This window comes from Micromonospora sp. NPDC049900 (genome assembly GCF_044461025.1).
In the GTDB taxonomy this organism is placed as follows: Bacteria; Actinomycetota; Actinomycetes; order Mycobacteriales; family Micromonosporaceae; genus Micromonospora.
Genome location: NZ_JBITKM010000002.1, coordinates 596,520 through 612,949 on the forward strand (window position 1 = coordinate 596,520; position 16,430 = coordinate 612,949).

14 protein-coding genes are annotated in these 16,430 nt (G+C 73.3%); 8 read left to right on the forward strand and 6 right to left on the reverse strand.

Translation table 11 applies throughout. The annotated features are described in order from the left end of the window. Positions 1–37 precede the first annotated feature (37 nt). From ACIBMZ_RS07175 to ACIBMZ_RS07205, 7 genes are all read left to right on the forward strand, one after another. Positions 38–547 (forward strand): hypothetical protein, encoded by a 510-nt coding sequence (locus ACIBMZ_RS07175; protein ID WP_396691674.1) that lies wholly within the window; start codon positions 38–40, stop codon positions 545–547. Beyond that, a complete protein-coding gene (locus ACIBMZ_RS07180) occupies positions 544–1,005 on the forward strand; it encodes a ferritin-like domain-containing protein (protein ID WP_396691675.1) in 462 nt (153 codons plus the stop codon). The genes ACIBMZ_RS07175 and ACIBMZ_RS07180 overlap by 4 nt, the downstream gene beginning before the upstream one ends. A gap of 84 nt (positions 1,006–1,089) precedes the next feature. After that, positions 1,090–1,671 carry a PadR family transcriptional regulator gene (locus ACIBMZ_RS07185; protein ID WP_396691676.1) on the forward strand — a complete coding sequence of 194 codons (582 nt, stop codon included), beginning with the start codon at positions 1,090–1,092 and terminating at the stop codon, positions 1,669–1,671. Positions 1,672–1,763: 92 nt separating this feature from the next. Continuing rightward, positions 1,764–2,474, forward strand: coding sequence for an ABC transporter ATP-binding protein (locus tag ACIBMZ_RS07190; protein WP_396691902.1), 711 nt, complete (start codon positions 1,764–1,766; stop codon positions 2,472–2,474). Continuing rightward, positions 2,471–5,218 (forward strand): FtsX-like permease family protein, encoded by a 2,748-nt coding sequence (locus tag ACIBMZ_RS07195; protein ID WP_396691677.1) that lies wholly within the window; start codon positions 2,471–2,473, stop codon positions 5,216–5,218. Before ACIBMZ_RS07190 ends, ACIBMZ_RS07195 begins: the two co-directional genes overlap by 4 nt. 65 nt (positions 5,219–5,283) lie before the next feature. Then, positions 5,284–5,802, forward strand: a complete 519-nt coding sequence (locus tag ACIBMZ_RS07200) for a nitroreductase family deazaflavin-dependent oxidoreductase (RefSeq protein WP_396691678.1) — start codon at positions 5,284–5,286, stop codon at positions 5,800–5,802. Positions 5,803–5,871: 69 nt separating this feature from the next. Next, entirely contained in the window at positions 5,872–6,591 is a 720-nt protein-coding gene (locus ACIBMZ_RS07205) for a nucleotidyltransferase domain-containing protein (RefSeq protein WP_396691679.1), read from the forward strand. A 12-nt stretch (positions 6,592–6,603) separates the two neighbouring features. Here the strand turns inward: ACIBMZ_RS07205 and ACIBMZ_RS07210 are convergent, their stop codons facing one another. Both ACIBMZ_RS07210 and map read right to left on the reverse strand, forming a co-directional pair. After that, positions 6,604–7,320, reverse strand: a complete 717-nt coding sequence (locus ACIBMZ_RS07210) for a VIT1/CCC1 transporter family protein (protein ID WP_396691680.1) — start codon at positions 7,318–7,320, stop codon at positions 6,604–6,606. After that, positions 7,317–8,174 carry a type I methionyl aminopeptidase gene (gene map, locus ACIBMZ_RS07215; protein WP_396691681.1) on the reverse strand — a complete coding sequence of 286 codons (858 nt, stop codon included), beginning with the start codon at positions 8,172–8,174 and terminating at the stop codon, positions 7,317–7,319. Before map ends, ACIBMZ_RS07210 begins: the two co-directional genes overlap by 4 nt. Before the next feature lie 94 nt (positions 8,175–8,268). Here map and ACIBMZ_RS07220 point away from each other — a divergent pair, with 94 nt between their 5' ends. Next, positions 8,269–8,583, forward strand: coding sequence for an STAS domain-containing protein (locus tag ACIBMZ_RS07220; protein WP_396691682.1), 315 nt, complete (start codon positions 8,269–8,271; stop codon positions 8,581–8,583). A gap of 18 nt (positions 8,584–8,601) precedes the next feature. Here ACIBMZ_RS07220 and ACIBMZ_RS07225 read toward each other — a convergent pair whose 3' ends face one another. The 4 genes from ACIBMZ_RS07225 to ACIBMZ_RS07240 all read right to left on the reverse strand — a co-directional run bounded on the left by ACIBMZ_RS07225 (position 8,602) and on the right by ACIBMZ_RS07240 (position 16,151). After that, a complete protein-coding gene (locus tag ACIBMZ_RS07225) occupies positions 8,602–12,240 on the reverse strand; it encodes a SpoIIE family protein phosphatase (protein ID WP_396691683.1) in 3,639 nt (1,212 codons plus the stop codon). Between the two features lie 174 nt (positions 12,241–12,414). Further along, positions 12,415–13,179, reverse strand: a complete 765-nt coding sequence (locus tag ACIBMZ_RS07230; RefSeq protein WP_396691684.1) for a 3-oxoacyl-ACP reductase — start codon at positions 13,177–13,179, stop codon at positions 12,415–12,417. A 4-nt stretch (positions 13,180–13,183) separates the two neighbouring features. Next, positions 13,184–14,539: an aldehyde dehydrogenase family protein gene (locus ACIBMZ_RS07235; RefSeq protein ID WP_396691685.1), complete on the reverse strand. Its 1,356-nt coding sequence runs from the start codon at positions 14,537–14,539 to the stop codon at positions 13,184–13,186. A gap of 247 nt (positions 14,540–14,786) precedes the next feature. Further along, a complete protein-coding gene (locus ACIBMZ_RS07240) occupies positions 14,787–16,151 on the reverse strand; it encodes a glutamine synthetase family protein (RefSeq protein ID WP_396691903.1) in 1,365 nt (454 codons plus the stop codon). Positions 16,152–16,430: the final 279 nt, after the last annotated feature.

Here is a 16,430-nt window from a genome sequence, read left to right on the forward strand (position 1 = left end):
CACGCCGATGGTGTTGACTTGTCCGGTGGTGATGGGCATGACGAGTCGGCCGGACGGGTCCGCCGAGCTTTCCCGGCGCACGGTTCTGCGGGCCGGTGCGCTGCTGGCGCTGGGTGGGGCCGCCGTGCCGCTGAGCGGTTGCGGTCTCTTCGGCGGGGACGAGCGGACACCGGAGCCGGATCCGCTGGATCCGCTGGTCGACGAGGCGTGGAGTCTGGCCGCGGGGCTGCGCGCCGCCGCCACCGCCCACCCCGACCTGGCCGCCCGGCTCGTCCCACTCGCCGAGTCGCACGAGGCGCACGCGGCCGAACTGGCCCGGCTGACCGGTGCCGCGACGCCGTCCGGCTCGGCCGTACCGACCGGGGCGTCCTGGTCCCCCGCCGTCCCGCCGGGCGAACCGGCCGCCGCGCTGGCCGCGCTGCGCCAGGCCGAACGCTCCGGCCGGGAGTCGGCCAAGGCCGCCTGCGCCGCCGCGCCGGCCGAGCGGGCCGCGGTGCTGGGCTCGGTCGCCGCCGCCCGCGCCAGCCACCTGGAGGCGTTGCGATGAGCGGATGGACCACCGGGCGCGGTGCGCCGGCCGGGCCGGATGAGGCGCTCGCCGGGGCGCTGACCGCCGAATACGCGGCCATCTGGGCCTACGGCCCGATCGGGGTACGCCTCACCGGCGACGATCGGAAGGCCGCCGCCGACGCGGAGGCGGCCCACCGGGGCCGACGGGACGTGCTGGTGATGCAGATCAGCACCGGTGGCGGGACCGTGCCGCCGGATCGGGCCGGCTACGCCCTGCCCTACCCGGTCACCGACCGGGCCAGCGCGCTGCGGCTCGCGATCGAGGTGGAGGAACGGACCGCGGCGTTCTGGCGGGCGGCACTGCCGGTCAGCACCGGCGCCGAGCGGGAGCGCGCCCTGGCCGCCCTGATCGAGTACGCGGTCCGGGCGACGCGGTGGCGACGCAGCGCCGGCACCACCCCGCTGACCGTGCCGTTCCCGGGTCGACCCGCCTGAGGTGGACATGCCCGTCGATGGGTAGGCAGCGTCACGGTCCGCACCGGTTGCGGATGGCATACCAGGTATGCATACTCCGGTTCCATGTCCATCCGTCACGGCCTGCTCGCCCTGCTCGAACGCGGCCAGATGTACGGCTACCAGCTCCGGGCCGCCTTCGAGGAGTCGACCGGCTCCACCTGGCCGCTCAACATCGGGCAGGTCTACACCACCCTGTCCCGGCTGGAGCGGGACGGGCTGGTGCGGTCCTTGCCGGAGAGCGAGGCCGGGCAGCGGCCGTACGAGATCACCGAAGCCGGGCGGGCGGACCTGACGCTGTGGTTCGCCACCCCGATCAGTCGCAACGACCGACCCCGTGACGAACTGGCGATCAAGCTGGCGTTGGCGCTGACCACACCGGGGGTGGACGTCCGTGCCGTGGTGCAGACCCAGCGCACCGCGACGATGCGGACTCTCCAGGAACTGACCCGGCTGAAGTACTCCAGCGACCGGCCCGAGGACCTGCCGTGGCGGCTGGTGCTCGACGCGATGGTCTTCCAGGCCGAGGCGGAGGTGCGCTGGCTCGACCACTGCGAGAGCAGCCTGGTGCGGCATCGCCCCCCAGCCGCCGGCCCGACGCCACTGCCCGAGGCGGCGGGCCGCAGTGCTGAGGAGGCCTGGCGGTGAGCGCGGACGACCGGCCCACGTCGGCGACCCGCGACACCGCCACCACACCCGGCCGACCGGACGACGGCACCGGGGCAGATCCGGAGGCGGTACTGGAGCTGCGGGGCGTGCACCGCACCCACGGCAGCGGCCCGGCCGCGGTGCACGCCCTGCGCGGGGTGAGCCTGGTCGTCCGCCCCGGCGAGCTGGTCGCCGTGATGGGTCCCTCCGGCTCCGGCAAGTCCACCCTGCTGACCCTGGCCGGTGGGCTGGACAGCCCGACCGAGGGCCACGTGCTCGTCGAGGGACAGCCGCTGCACGCCCTGGACCGGCGTGGCCTGGCCCGGCTGCGTCGTCGCCGGATCGGCTACATCTTCCAGAACCTCAATCTCATCGGCAGCCTGACCGCCGCCGAGAACGTCGCCCTCCCCCTCGAACTCGACGGCGCGGGCGTACGGCGGGCCCGTCGGCTGGCGCTCGACGCGCTGACCGAGGTGGGTCTCGCCGAACTCGGCAACCGGTTCCCCGACCAGCTCTCCGGCGGCCAGCAGCAGCGTGTGGCGATCGCCCGGGCACTGGTCGGCGAACGGCGTCTGGTGCTGGCCGACGAGCCGACCGGGGCGTTGGACTCGCAGACCGGTGAGGCCGTCCTGCGGCTGCTGCGCCGCCGGGTCGACGGCGGAGCGGCCGGGGTGCTGGTCACCCACGAGGCACGGCACGCCGCCTGGGCGGACCGGGTGGTGTTCCTGCGCGACGGCGTGGAGGTCGACTCGACCGCCCCGCTGGTCGGCATCGACGCATTGCTCTCCGGCAGCTCCCGGTGAGCCTGCTCCCCCAGTCGCGGCCGTCGCACGAACTCCCACCCGGTCAGCCCCGCCGGAGCCGGCTGGCGGAGACGTTCGGGTCGTGGCGCGCCGCGCTGCGGATCGCCCGTCGCGAGGCGACGCGGGCCCGTGGACGTACCGCCCTGGTGCTGGCGATGATCGTCCTGCCCGTACTGGCCCTGTCGTTCATCGCGGTCAGCGCGGACATGGCCCAGCTCGATCCCGCCGAGAAGATGGACCAGCGGCTCGGCGACGCCGACGCGGAACTGCGGGTGGTCAGTACGGGGCAGCTCGCCCAGAACGCCGACGGCAGCGGATGGGACGCGCCGGACGACCGGATCCCCGAGACGGTCACCGTGGACGACGTCCTCCGGTTGCTCCCGGAGGGCAGCCGGGCCCTCCCGGTACACCGCGGGGTGCCGATGCCGGTACGGGACGGCACCCGGATCCGCGACGACGTACCCGCCACCGAGGTCGACCTGACCGATCCGCTCGCCGCCGGTCTCGTCCGGGTCCACGAGGGCCGGGTGCCGGCCACCGCCGACGAGGTCGCGCTGAACCGGGCCGCCCGGCGCACCCTGGGCGTCGACGTCGGGGGCGTGCTCAGCGCCGGGGACGGCACCGGGAGCCGGACCGTCGTCGGTGTGGTCGAACTCCCGGAGTCACTGGAGCCGATGGCGTTCCTCCGTCCCGCCGGGGCACCGTCGGGCTCGCTGCACCACGACACCGTGTTCCTGGTCGACCTGCCCGGGCCGGTCACCGAGGACCTGTTCCGCCACCTCAACCGCAACGGAGTGGTGGTCGGTGCCCGCGTCTCCGCTCCGTCGAGCCCGGTGGAGGCGGTCCGTCCGCTCGGCAACAGTCTGGGCGCGGAGGCGATCGGCACCGGGATGCTGATCGGCGGACTGGGACTGCTGGAGGTGGTCCTGCTGGTCGGCCCGGCCTTCGCGGTGGGGGTCCGGCGACGGCGGCGGGAACTGGCGTTGGTCGCCGTGGCCGGCGGCGACGCGGCCCAGCTCCGCCGCGTGGTGCTCGCCGACGGCGTGCTGCTGGGGTGCCTCGGTGCCGCCGTCGGGGTGGCGCTCGGCGTGCTCTCCGCGTTCGCCGCCCGCCCGCTGGTCGAGGAGTTCGTCTTCCAGCACCGCTTCGCCGGGTACCGCGTCTGGCCGGCGGCGCTGGGCGTGATCGCACTGGTCGCCGTACTCGCCGGGGTGCTGGCCGCGCTCGCGCCGGCCTGGACCGCCGCCCGGCAGGACGTGGTCGCCGGGCTCGCCGGCCGACGCGGCGCACCCACCCACCGGCGGCTCTGGCTGGCGGTCGGGGTGCTGCTGGCCGCCACCGGGCTGGTCATCGCCGGGATCGGTGCGGCGATGGTCCGTTCGTCGGTCATCCTCGCCGGGCTGGTGCTCGGCGAACTCGGGCTGGTCTTCGCCACGCCGACGCTGGTCGGGCTGCTGGCCCGGCTCGGCCGGTTCCTCCCGCTGGCGCCCCGGATCGCGGTACGCGACGCCAGTCGCAACCGTTCCTCGACCGCGCCGGCCATCTCGGCGGTGATGGCGGCGGTCGCCGGCAGCGTCGCCCTGGGTGCCTTCCTGGCCAGTGACGACATCCGCTCCGACGGGCGGTACCGGCCGCTGCTGCCGGACCGGACGGTGCTGGTCACCGCCGACGACCCGGCGGCCGACGGTCCACTCGGCCGGGCCGCCGTCACCGCTGCCGCCCAAAACCATCTCGGTGCCGCGACGGTCGCCCCGCTGATCGAGGCCGGCTGCCGGCCGGTCTTCGACGCCTGCCTGGTGAGCGCGGTGCCGCCGCCGGACCAGGTCTGCCCGTGGCGCCCCTACGACGCGATGAGCGAGGCCGAGCAGCGGCGGGCCCGGGCCGACCAGCGCTGTCAGAGGCCGTCGGAGGACCACCTCGACGGCTACTTCCAGGTGGCGGTCGACGACGGCGCGGCGCTGCCGATGCTCACCGGCGCGACGCCAGCCGAGGTCGCCGACGCCACGGCCGTCCTGCGCGCGGGTGGCGCGGTGGTGACCGACCCGCGCTACCTCGCCGACGGCCGCCTGCACCTGCGGGTCGAACCGGACGACGACCGGGTGGTGGACGCGGCCACCGCGACCGTGCCCGGGTACGCCACGGGGAGCGACCTGCGACCACCCTGGTTGCTGCTCTCGCCCGCCGCGGCCGACCGCCTCGGCCTCGCCGTCCGGCAGGTCGGTTGGGCGGTCGCCGCCGACGAGCCGCCGGGGCAGCGGCAACGCGACCGGTTCGTCGACGCGTTGGAGTCCCTCGGTCCGGTCGGCGCACAGTTCGAGGTCGGCAAGGGCTTCGGCAGCACCGAGCCGCTCCTGCTCCTGCTGGCCGGAGTCTCGGCGCTGGTGACCGTGGGGGCCGCCGGGATCGCCACCGGACTCGCCGCCGCCGAGGGGCGGGCCGACCTGTCCACCCTCGCGTCGGTCGGTGCCGGTCCGGGCGTGCGAAGGCTGCTGTCGCTCTGCCAGGCCGGGGTGATCGCCGGACTCGGCTCGTTGCTGGGCATCGTCGCCGGGCTCGGCTCGGCGGCGATCATCCTGACCTTCACCAACCGACGGCTGACCGAGGGGTGGCCGGTGGAGTCGCCGTACCCACTGGTGGTGCCCTGGATCACGCTCGGCGTGCTGGTGGTGGTGCCGCTGGTGGCGATGGCCGGGGCGGCGCTGCTGACCCGGTCCCGGCTGCCGGTGGAGCGCCGCCTGGACTGACGGGACGTCGGCGGGACGGTCGGCGAGCGTTGTCGTACCGACGCCGGTGGATGCAGAATGTCCCGATGTCCGTACTGCGAGACGTGACCCGGCGGATCGGTCACCACCCCTGGTTCGGTGCCACCGCCCGGCTGCTGGTGCCGCTGGACCGGGCGGTCGGTCGGCTGACCAAGGGCCGGGTGGTCGCGCTCGGGCTGGTGCCGTCCCTGGTCATCACCACCACCGGCCGCCGCTCCGGCAAGCCGCGCAGCAACCCGTTGCTCTATGTGCCGGACGGCGACGGGTTCGTGGTGGTCGGCTCCAACTGGGGCCAGACCCAGCAGCCCGCCTGGTCGGTGAACCTGCTCGCCGAGCCGCGCGCCGAAGTGGACGTCGCCGGGCGCCGCATCGCGGTACGCGGTACGCCCGCGACCGGTGCCGAACGCGAACGCCTGTGGCGGCTGCTGGTCGACGCCTGGCCCGCGTACGAGGCGTACGTGCGCCGGGCCGGTGACCGGGAGATCCGGGTCTTCCGGTTGGTGCCGACGGTCTCCGGCACGCCCGACGGCACGGACGCGCCGGACGGGCCGCCCCCGCCGCACTAGGGTGTGCGGTGACCGGGCCGTCGCTGCCCGCGACGGTCCGCACGGTGGCGCGATCGTGGGGTGGTCGGTGTGGACGGTGTCCCGGAACACCGGGACGATCCCCGGTGGCAGGTGGCCGATCGGGTCGCCGAGGCGGTCCGCCGACGGTTCCCCGCCGACGTGCTCGCCGTCGCGGTGCACGGACCGCTCGCGCACGGCGACGACGACGGCGGTGGGGACGGCGAGGTCGGGCTGCTGGTGGTCACCTACCGGCCCGGTGCCGGGCCGCCCTCGGCCACCCGGCGGGTCGACGGGGTGCTCGTCGACCTGACCGTGGCCTCCGCCGAGGAGCGCCTGCGTCAGGCCCGGCAGCTCACCTCGCGATGGCCGCTGACCGCCGACCGGTACGTCACGACGCGGGCGCTGCACGACCCGACCGGATGGCTGCGTACCCAGCGCGACGAACATCTCGGGCGGCTGGCCCGGGCCCGTCCGGCCGAGTTCAGCGGCGCCGCCCGCCGGGCGTGGTACCGGGGCAGCGCCGCGCACGCGCGGGCGGCCCGGCTGGCCGAGTGGTACGAGACGGACCAGGCCCTGCTGATGCTCGGCGAGGCGCGGCTGGCCGCCGCGACCGTCAACGGGCTGCTCAGCCGCACCTACTTCCGCGACCCCGGCGACGCGGTCCGGCGGACCGGGCTGGCCGGGGCGGACATGACCGAGGTGGGCGCGGTGCTGGCCCGTCAGTCGGCGGAGCTGACCGCCCGGGGGCGCCCGGTCGACGGGACCGTCGACGACCTGCTCAGTGGGTGACCGCGCGTCGGCTCAGCCCAGGCCGCCCTGGACGCCGATGAGCGCACCGACCAGGTAGGTGGCCGCCGCCGCGGCGGCACCGAGGAGCAACTGCCGCATTCCGCCGGTCCACCAACGCCGGTTGGTGAACCGGGAGACGATCGCGCCGGCCACGAAGAGCCCGATCCCGCCCACCGCCAGGGCCAGCGTCAGGCTGGTCGCGCCGAGCAGGTACGGCAACAGCGGCACCAGCGCGCCGACCGAGAAGCAGAGGAACGACGACAGTGCCGCCGCCCACGGGTTGGGCTGCTCGTCCGGGTTGACGCCCAACTCCTCCTGGACGTGCATCCGCAACGCCTGCTCCGGGTGTTGGCGGACCGCCTCGGCCACCTGCACGGCGAGGTCCTCGGGCAACCCCCGCGCCATCCACATCTCGGCGAGTTCCCGGGCCTCCTCCTCGGGGTGGCGTTCCAGCTCGCGCCGTTCCTTGGCCACCTCGGCGGCGATCTGCTCGTTGGCCGAGCGGACGCTGGTGTACTCGCCGAGCGCCATCGAGATCGCGCCGGCGACCAGACCGGCGGTGCCGGTCAGCACGATGGCCTGCGGCGAGACGCCGCCACCGCCGACACCCGCGATCAGGGCGATGTTGGTCACCAGCCCGTCCATCGCGCCGAAGACGGCGGGTCGCAGCCACCCGCCCGAGACGTCCGCGTGGTGGTGTTCCCGCAGTGCCGCAGGAGTGTCGGTCACGGCAGCGTCAGGATCTCGTACCCGTCCTCGGTCACCAGCACGGTGTGTTCGAACTGGGCGGTCCACTTCCGGTCCTTGGTGACCACCGTCCAGCCGTCCTCCCACATGTCGTACTGGTGGGTGCCGAGGGTGATCATGGGCTCGATGGTGAACGTCATGCCCGGCTCCATCACGTCGGTGGGCCGTGGGCTGTCGTAGTGCGGCACGTAGAGACCGCTGTGGAACGCCTCGCCGATGCCGTGACCGGTGAAGTCGCGGACCACGCCGTAGCCGAACCGCTTCGCGTACGACTCGATGACCCGCCCGATGACGTTGATCTGCCGGCCCGGCGCGACGGCCTTGATGCCCCGCGTCATCGCCGCGTGGGTCCGCTCGACCAGCAGCCGGACCTCCTCGTCGACCTCGCCGACGCAGAAGGTGGCGTCGGTGTCGCCGTGCACCCCACCGATGTACGCGGTCACGTCCACGTTGATGATGTCGCCGTCGGCCAGCACCGTGGAGTCCGGGATGCCGTGGCAGATCACCTCGTTGAGGCTGGTGCAGCAGGACTTCGGGAAGCCCTTGTACCCCAGCGTCGACGGGTACGCCCCGTGGTCGACCAGGAACTCGTGCACCACCCGGTCGATCTCGTCGGTGGTCACACCGGGCTTGCAGTGCTCACCGGCGAGCTGGGTGGCCTGCGCGGCGAGCCGCCCGGCGACCCGCATCTTCTCGATCGTCTCCGGCGTCTGCACGTGCGACCCCTGCCACGGCCGGGGCGACTTCTTGCCGACGTACTCGGGTCGGACGATGTGGGCGGGCACCGGCCGCCACGGGGAGAGCGTGCCTGGGGTCAACGGCGCACGGACGGTCATGCGGCAAGCCTATCGCCGCGCCCCGGGTGGCCCCCGTCACCGTCGGTGGCCCACGGTTGTTGCCCTACCACAACTGCTGTGTCAAGGTGTCAGCGTGGATCAAGGGGGAGCACCGCCCGTCTTCTCCGCCAGCGCGGAGATCGACGGTGATCACCTCCGCGTGGTGGTCACCGGCGAGGTCGACATGGCGACCGCGGACACCATGACGCAGACCGCGCTGCGCGAGCCAGCCACCCGGCTGACCCTCGACCTGCGCGCGGTGACCTTCTTCGACTCGGCGGCGATCCACGCGGTGGTGCGGCTCGCCGGTCACTATCCGGACACCCTGACGGTGTTGCCGTCCCGCCAGGTCAGCCGCGTGCTGCACATCGCCGGTCTGGGCGGGCAGCACTGGCTGCGGCCGGTCTGACCCGCCGCGCCGGACGGCTCAGGCACCGAGTTCCCGACGCAGCGTCACCTCCGTGCCCTCCGGGGTACGGCTGACCGACAGCTCCCCGAGTGCCTCGATCAGGGAGAGTCCCCGGCCCCGGAAGCCCGACCCGGTCGGTTCCCGCCAACGTCCGGTGTCGCGTACGGTCGCGGTCACCGTCCGGCCCTCCACGGTCACCTCGACACCGATCGTCGGCTCCACCGGGTCCACCGGGTGCTCGATGGCGTTCGCCGCCGCCTCGGAGACCGCCACCGTCAGGTCGAACAGGTCGGTCTCGTTCACCCCGTGCGCGACCAGGAAGTCCTCCAGCCGCTTGCGCAGCACACTGAGCCGGGTCGGGTCGGCGGGCAGCCGCAGCGCGAACCGGTCGAGTTCGGCGGCCTCCAGCGCGAGCACCGCCACGTCGTCGCGGCGGGGCCGGTCGACCACCCGCTGCACCACCGCGTCGACCAGGTCCACCACGTGCTCCCCCGGCCGGGCCGCGTCGGCCCGGAGCTGTTCCAGCGCCTCGTCGATGTCGACGTGCCGGTCCTCGACCAGACCGTCGGTGTAGAGCAGCAGCCGGTCGCCGGCGGACAGCTCGCCGGTGACCGTCTCGTACTCCGTCCCCGGAATCGCGCCGACGGGTGGGCCCAGCGCCCGGTCGTGCAGGAACGCCACGTCGCCTCCTCGGATCAGCAGCGGGGACGGATGCCCGGCGCTGGCGTACCGCAGCCGACCGGTACGGGGGCTGAACCACAGACAGAAGACCGTGGCGAAGGAGCGCGACCCGGTCGAGCCGACCAACCGGTTCAGCCGGGTCAACGACTCCCCCGGGTCGAACCCCTCCAACACGTACGCGCGCAGCGCGTTGCGCAACTGCCCCATCGCCGCCGCGGCCGGCACCCCCTTGCCGACCACGTCCCCGATGACCAGGACCATCTCGTCGTCCTCGCGGGTCACCACGTCGTACCAGTCGCCGCCCACCTCGACGTCGTCGCTGCCCGGCAGGTAGCGGCTGGCCACCACCGCACCCGGCAACTGGGGCAGGGTACGCGGCAGCAGGCTGTGTTGCAGGGTGGTGGCGATGCGGTGCTCGACCTCGTAGAGCTGGGCGTTCTCCAGGCGTACGCCGACCAGCCGGGCGAGCTGGGTCAACGCGGCCTCGTCCGTGCCGGCCGCCTCGGCCACCGCCCGCCACACCCGCAGTTCACCGAGGTGCTTGCCGCCCACCCCGGTCAGCGGCAGGACGAAGGCGGGATCGGCGGCGCTGGTGCCGCCGCCGTCGGCCTCGAACCGGGCGTCTCCGGCGGTGACGGACACCCGGACCGCCTCGGCGAGACTCAACGCGTGCCGTGCCGCGACCTGGAGCACCTCGTCGGTGGAGCGCGCGGTGTTCACCGCCACGGCCGCGTCGGCGAGTGCGGCCAACCGCCGGATGAGCTGGCCGCGCAGTTGGCCGAGTTCGACGTTGGCCCGCACCCGGGCGACCAGCTCCTGCCCGGAGAAGGGTTTGGTCAGGTAGTCGTCGGCGCCCACCGCCAGGCCGGCCACCTCCTCGGCCGAGCCGGCGCGGGCGGAGAGCAGCACGATCGGCACGTACCGGGTGCGCGGGTCGGAGCGCAGCGCAGCGACCAGGCCGAAGCCGTCCAGTCGCGGCATCATCACGTCGGTCAGGACCAGGTCGAAGTCGGTGTCGGTGGCCAGCCGCAGCGCGTCCACGCCGTCGGTGGCGGTGCGCACCTCCCAGGTCGGCGCCAGCAGCCTGGTGACGTGTTCACGCAGGTCCCGATTGTCGTCGACGACCAGGATCCGGCCCGCCGCCGCGCGTGGGCCACGGACCTCGCCCACGTCGGCCCGGTCGTCGCTCCAGCGCTCGGCCTCGGCGACGAAGAGTGCGCTCTGCACCGGCTCGCGCTCGGTGCAGGTCTCGGCCACCCGGTCCGTCGGCAGGTGCGCGGAGCCGAACGGGACGGTGACCACGAAGCGGCTGCCCTCGTCGACCCGACTGGTCGCGCTGACCTGACCGCCGTGCATCTCGACCAACTCCCGGACCAGCGCCAGGCCGATCCCGGTGCCCTCGTGGCTACGCGAGGGCACCCCCGGTGCCCGGTGGAACCGCTCGAAGACGTGCGACAGTTCCTCGGCGACGATGCCCACGCCGGTGTCGGCGACCTCCAGGCGGGCCACGCCGTCGACCGCCCGCACCTCGATGCGGATCTCCCCGTCGAGGGTGAACTTCACCGCGTTGGAGAGCAGATTGAGGACGATCTTCTCCCACAGCTCCTGGTCGACGTAGACCGGCTCGGGCAGCGGCGGGCAGTCCACCGTCAGCCGCAACCCGGCGCGGTCGGTGGCCGAGCGGAACGTGCTGGCCAGCCGGGCGGTGTAGTCGGCCAGATCGACCGGCTCGTAGTGCGCGGCCAGCCGCCCGGACTCCAGCCGGGAGAAGTCGAGCACCGTGTTGACCAGCTTGAGCAGCCGCAGCGCGTTGCGGTGCATCATCGTCAACTGCGCGGTGTACGTCTCCGGCAGGGCCGGGTCGGCGAGCAGATCCTCCAGCGGGCCGAGCACCAGGGTCAGCGGGGTACGGAACTCGTGGCTGACGTTGGCGAAGAAGTTGGTCTTGGCCAGGTCCAGGGCGGCCAGTTCGGCGGCGCGTGCCTGCTCCTGCTCGTACGCGCGCTGCTTGCCGACGGCCCGGGAGATCTGCGCGGCGACCAGTTCGAGGAAGGTGCGGTAGTCGTCGGAGAGCGGCAACCGGCGGGCCACCCCCAGCACCAGCACGCCGGCCTGTTCCGCGGTGGCGGTGATCGGCAGCAGCAGCGCCTCGTCGGCGGCGTCGGCCGGCACCTCGCCGAACAGGTCGACGGTGGGCACCGTGCCGCCCTCGGCGGCAGCACCGGCCGCCCCGGCGGCAAGCTGTTCGACACCGGTCACCGGGCCGCTCGTGCCGGCCAGCCGCAGGCCGCCGTCGGGTCCGTACAGGTAGAGCAGCCCGAACGGTACGTCCTGCCGGTGCCGGTCGAGCACCGCCGCGGCCACCCGGCCGAGTTCCGCGCTGCTGCTCACCTCGGCCAACTCGGAGCCGAGTTCGGCGAGCGTACGCAGCCGCCGCTCGCCCAGCACCCGACCGGTGGTCTCGCTACAGATGCAGAGCACCCCACCGATCGAGCCGTCGGTGTCCCGGATCGGGTCGTACGAGACGTCGAAGTAGACGTCCTCCACGAAGCCGTGCCGGTCGAGCAGGAAGTGGTGGTCCCGCGCCTGGTACGAGTCGCCGGTCCGCACCACGCCGGTGAGCAGCGGCCCGAGCACGTCCCAGGTCTCGATCCAGTGGTCGCGGGCCGGCTGCCCGAGGACCGCCGGATGCTTGTCTCCGATCGTCGGCCGGTAGGCGTCGTTGTAGAAGGCGTGCTGCTCGTCACCCCAGAAGACGACGATCTGCGCCTTCGAGGCGAGCATCGTGCTCACCGCGTTGCCCAACGCGGTGGGCCACTGCTCCGGCGCGCCGAGCGGACTCGCCGACCAGTCGCGGTCACGCAGCAGAGTGCCCATCTCGCCACCGGCCGCGAACGCCGCCGCGAGCAGCGGTGGTACCACACCGTGTGTCGCCGACGGGTCACCCCCGTCCACGCCCCCCTGGGCCGAGTTCATGCAGCCTCCCCGGCCTGTTCGCGACGTGCCCTGATCATCGCTGCCGTGACCGGACTTCTACCCCGCCGAACCAGGAACGTAACGCATCAGTCGATCGCGACGCTGATTAGCCCACGACAGTTGTCGATCAACCGATACGAATCGCCCGACCGATGACCGGAAGTGTCGGCTACATCACAGTGGTGTCACATAGGCGCCGGTGATCCCGCCGTCGACCACGAACTGCGCGGCGGTCATGAACGACGAGTCGTCACTGGCCAGGAACGCCACCGCGGCGGCGATCTCGGTCGGTTCGCCGAACCGCCCCATCGGCACGTGCACCAACCGGCGGGCCGCCCGCTCCGGATCGGCGGCGAACAGCTCCCGCAGCAGCGGCGTGGCCACCGGGCCGGGGCAGAGGGCGTTGACCCGGATGCCCTCGCGCGCGAACTGCACGCCCAGCTCCCTACTCAGCGCCAGCACCCCGCCCTTGCTCGCGGTGTACGCGATCTGCGACGTCGCCGCACCCATCAGCGCCACGAACGAGGCGGTGTTGATGATCGATCCCCGGCCCTGCCGGCGCATGTGCGGGATGACGTACTTGCAGCACAGGTAGACGCTGGTGGTGTTCACCCGCAGCACCCGCTCCCAGGCGTCCAGCCCGGTCTCCAGGATGGAGTCGTCGTCCGGCGGTGAGATGCCGGCGTTGTGGAACGAGACGTCCACCCGCCCGTACCGCTCGACCACCCCGTCGAAGAGGTCACGGACGGCGGCCTCGTCGGTCACGTCCACGGCGACGAAGGTCCCGTCGACCTCCTCGGCGGCCCGGGCACCCCCCTCGGTGTCGACGTCGACGCAGACCACCCGCGCCCCCTCGGCGGCCAACCGCCGGACGGTGGCCAGCCCGATCCCGCTGGCCGCGCCGGTCACCACGGCCACCCGGTCCTGCAACCGCTGCATCGCCTCACTCCTCCGTGCCGATGAAGACGTTCTTGACGTCGGTGAACGCGTGCAGGGCGTCCGGGCCCAACTCGCGACCGAGACCGGAGCGTTTCATCCCGCCGAACGGCGTCCAGTACCGCACCGACGAGTGCGAGTTCACGCTCAGGTTGCCCGCCTCCACCGCCCGCGCCACCCGCACCGCCCGGCCCACGTCACGGGTCCAGATCGAGCCGGACAGGCCGTACTCGGTGTCGTTGGCCAGCCGGATCGCGTCCGCCTCGTCGTCGAAGGGCAGCACCGAGACGACCGGGCCGAAGACCTCCTCGCGCCAGTGTCGGTCGGCGGGCGAGTCGGCGAGCAGCACCGTCGGCGGATACCAGTAGCCGGGGCCGTCCGGGCAGGAGCCGGTGAAGGCGACCCGCGCGCCGTCGACGTACCCGGCGACCCGGTCCCGGTGCCCGGCGGAGATGAGCGGACCCATCTCGGCGGCCTCGTCGGCCGGGTGACGGACCCGGAACGCCCGCACGGCCGGCTCCAGCAGTTCCAGGAAGCGGTCGTAGACCGGGCGCTGCACCAGGAGCCGGGACCGGGCGCAGCAGTCCTGACCGGCGTTGTCGAAGACCCCGGACGGGGCTGCCGCCGCCGCCTTCTCCAGGTCGGCGTCGGCGAAGACCAGGTTCGCCGACTTGCCGCCCAGCTCCAGGGTCAATCGCTTCACCTGGGCGGCGCAGCCCGCCATGATCCGGGTGCCGACCTCGGTGGAGCCGGTGAAGCAGATCTTGCGGACCGCCGGATGGTCGACGAAGCGCTCGCCCACCACGTCGCCCCGCCCCGGCAGCACCGTGAACACGTCCTCGGGCAGCCCCGCCTCCCGGGCCAGCTCGCCGAGGCGCAGCGCGGTCAACGGGGTCAGCTCGGCGGGTTTCAGCAGCACCGTGTTGCCGGCGGCGAGCGCGGGCGCCAGTCCCCAGGCGGCGATCGGCATCGGGAAGTTCCACGGCACGATCACCCCGACCACGCCCAGCGGCTCGTGGAACGTGACGTCCAACCCACCCGCCACCGGGATCTGCCGTCCGGTCAGCCGCTCCGGTGCCCCCGCGTAGTAGTCCAGCACGTCGCGCACGTTGCCCGCCTCCCAGCGGGCGTTGCCGATGGTGTGCCCGGCGTTCTCGACCTCCAGCCGGGCCAACTCCTCCACGTGCGCGTCGACCACCGCCGCGAACCGCCGCAACAGCCGGGCCCGCTCCCCCGGTGCCACCTGGCGCCACCGCTCGTACGCCACCGCCGCCCGCGCCACCGCCGCGTCGACCTCGTCCGCCGACACCCCCGCGACCTCGCGCAGCAGCTTCCCGCTGGCCGGATCCCGCACCTCAGCCACGCCCACCCACACTCCCCTCGCCTCGTCTGCGGGCACGGCTCCCCGCCGCCCCCGCCGCCGTCCCCGCCACCCGCGCCCCCACGCCACCCGTGAACTCCGCACCACCCGTGAACTCCGCGCCGATCATGGAGTTGTGGTGGCAGTGAAAGCCGCGAAAGAGGACAGATCGGGTGCCACGACTCCATGATCGGCGCGGGGCAGCGGGGGCAGCGGGAGGCCGAGGCCCAGGCTGACGGTCTGGGGCCGGTCAGAGGCGCTCGAAGCCACGGGCGAGTTCCCAGTCGGTGACGGCGGCGTCGAAGGCGGCCAACTCGACCCGGGCCATGTTGGTGTAGTGGGCGACCACGTCGTCGCCGAACGCCGCCGGGGCCAAGGTGGAGGACTCCCAGAGCGTCAGCGCGTCCCGGAGGGTGCCGGGGACGCGGTCGGCCGCCGCGTCGTCGTACGCGTTGCCGGTGCACTCCTCACCCAGCTCCAACTCCTGCTCGATGCCGTGCAGCGCGCCCGCCATCAGGGCCGCGATCGCCAGGTACGGGTTGACGTCCGCCCCCGGCACGCGGTTCTCCACCCGCATCCCCTGACCGTGGCCCACCACCCGCAACGCGCAGGTGCGGTTGTCGGTGCCCCAGCGCAACGCGGTCGGGGCGAACGAATCCGGCTGGTACCGCTTGTAGGAGTTGATGTTCGGCGCGAAGAAGAGGCTGAACTCGCGCATCGTGGCGAGCAGCCCGGCCAGCACCCGCTGCCCGGTGACGCTCAGGTGGCCCGGCCCGTCGCCCAGCATCGCCGACCCACCGGAGGCGTCCCGCAGCGAGAAGTGGATGTGGCAGGAGTTGCCCTCCCGGGCGTTCGGCTTGGCCATGAACGTGATCGACATGCCCTCCTGGGCGGCGATCTCCTTCGCCCCGTTCTTGTAGATCACGTGGTGGTCGGCGCAGCGCACCGCCTCGTCGTACCGGAAGGCGATCTCGTGCTGGCCGAGGTTGCACTCGCCCTTGGCGCTCTCCGGGGTGAGCCCCGCGCCCGCCATCTCGTTGCGGATGCGCCGCAGCAGCGGCTCCACCCGGGCGGTGCCGAGCAACGAGTAGTCCACGTTGTACTGGTTGGCCGGGGTCAGCTCCCGGTAGCCGCGCTGCCACGCCTGCTCGTACGAGTCGCGGAACAGCACGAACTCCAGCTCCGTGCCCGCGTACGCGGTCAGTCCGTGCGCGGCCAGCCGGTCCAGTTGTCGGCGCAGGATCTGTCGGGGCGAGACGGTCACCGGGCCGGTGTCGCCGGGCCAGTGCAGGTCGGCCAGGAGCAGGGCGGAGCCGGGCTGCCACGGCACCCGGCGCAGCGTGTCGAAGTCCGGCTTCATCGCCAGGTCACCGTAGCCGCGCGACCAGCTCGACATCTCGTACCCGTCGACGGTGTTCATGTCGACGTCCACCGCGAGCAGGTAGTCGCAGCCCTCGCTGCCGTGCCCGACCACCTGGTCGAGGAAGTACGGCGCGTGGAACCGTTTTCCCTGTAGCCGGCCCTGCATGTCGACCAGGGCCAGCACCACCGTGTCGATCTCGCCCTCGGCGACGGCGACCCGCAGTTGCTCCAGCGTCAGCGGGGCTCTCTTCATGAGCATCACCGAACCACCGCCCCCGCCCTTGTGCAAGGAAGGGCCCCGTATTAACGCCTGGAGCACTAAAGGGGACCCTTCCTAACATGCGGCGGCGGGCGGCTGGGTAAATGCGTTGCCCGACAGGTCCGGCCGGACGCATCCTGGGGCGGTGACCTGGTCCGGAACGGGACCACCGCCGGGCCCTCGGCCGGCCCGGCAGCCGCGGTGGCGCGGGGCGAGTCACCTCTCTCTCACCGGTACGCCCATCCGCCGTGCCCATCGACTCGTCCCCGCCAC

Excerpts from the sequence above, each read along its gene's own strand:
- ACIBMZ_RS07175 (WP_396691674.1), top strand. The coding sequence starts at position 38 with ATGACGAGTCGGCCGGACGGGTCCGCCGAGCTTTCCCGGCGCACGGTT.
- ACIBMZ_RS07180 (WP_396691675.1), top strand. The coding sequence starts at position 544 with ATGAGCGGATGGACCACCGGGCGCGGTGCGCCGGCCGGGCCGGATGAG.
- ACIBMZ_RS07185 (WP_396691676.1), top strand. The coding sequence starts at position 1,090 with ATGTCCATCCGTCACGGCCTGCTCGCCCTGCTCGAACGCGGCCAGATG.
- ACIBMZ_RS07200 (WP_396691678.1), top strand. The coding sequence starts at position 5,284 with ATGTCCGTACTGCGAGACGTGACCCGGCGGATCGGTCACCACCCCTGG.
- map (WP_396691681.1), bottom strand. The coding sequence starts at position 8,174 with ATGACCGTCCGTGCGCCGTTGACCCCAGGCACGCTCTCCCCGTGGCGG.
- ACIBMZ_RS07225 (WP_396691683.1), bottom strand. The coding sequence starts at position 12,240 with ATGAACTCGGCCCAGGGGGGCGTGGACGGGGGTGACCCGTCGGCGACA.
- ACIBMZ_RS07230 (WP_396691684.1), bottom strand. The coding sequence starts at position 13,179 with ATGCAGCGGTTGCAGGACCGGGTGGCCGTGGTGACCGGCGCGGCCAGC.
- ACIBMZ_RS07240 (WP_396691903.1), bottom strand. The coding sequence starts at position 16,151 with ATGAAGAGAGCCCCGCTGACGCTGGAGCAACTGCGGGTCGCCGTCGCC.